The 695-nt window shown below is 55.4% G+C and carries 1 protein-coding gene; it reads right to left on the bottom strand.

Annotated elements, in window-relative coordinates:
* Window positions 1-374 precede the first annotated feature (374 nt).
* The coding region (locus NNJEOMEG_RS20255; protein WP_217270633.1) for a hypothetical protein at window positions 375-695 on the bottom strand (321 nt) is incomplete at its 5' end.

Raw genomic sequence — 695 nt, 5'->3', positions numbered from 1 at the left:
CGGGGGGAGCCGTCGGGCTTTTTCTCCGCGCCGTACACCGTGCCCTCGTGATGGTAGTACACCTTGTTCCGGGCGTACACAGGCTGGCCGTTGGCCAGGGCATTTCAGGAGGGGGGATGGCTGTAGTGTGTTGTGTTTGCTTAGTTGAGAAATGTCGTGATTATTTTATAAAGTAAGACGCCTAGGGCTGCTGCTAGTAGTTCCAGGAAGAAGCGCACGAGTTTGTCGTCTGGATCAATTAGCATGGTGATAGCCTTGACAAGGATAAATCATCGACATGATTGCATTGTTGTGTATTGGCATTGTTCCTTTATGATGTCGCCGACAACTTGTGCAGAGTTGCCGGTGACATCTGCAAGGCGGTGGAGTTGGTTTTACGGAAGCTTTGAGCCCAGCACCTGGAAACCAACACTTCGACCCGACCCCATCGCCCCGCCGAGTAACCCTGAGCCCAGTTTGTAAAGCGTGGGGCCTTCGGTTTGGACAAATGCTTTGGCGCCTCCTGTCAGACCAGAAGAAGCAACGAAAATTGGGTCGATCATTGGCTGCTCAGCCGTCCCCTCCGACCTTCCCGGCTTCTTGGCGATGGCGTACATGTCCTCGTCCTCGTGGGGCGAGAGGGAGTAGAGGCGGGGGGAGCCGTCGGGCTTTTTCTCCGCGCCGTACACCGTGCCCTCGTGATGGTAGTACACCTT

Source organism: Fundidesulfovibrio magnetotacticus, from assembly GCF_013019105.1.
Taxonomy (GTDB): Bacteria; Desulfobacterota; Desulfovibrionia; order Desulfovibrionales; family Desulfovibrionaceae; genus Fundidesulfovibrio; species Fundidesulfovibrio magnetotacticus.
This window is presented reverse-complemented; position numbering and strand designations above follow the sequence as displayed.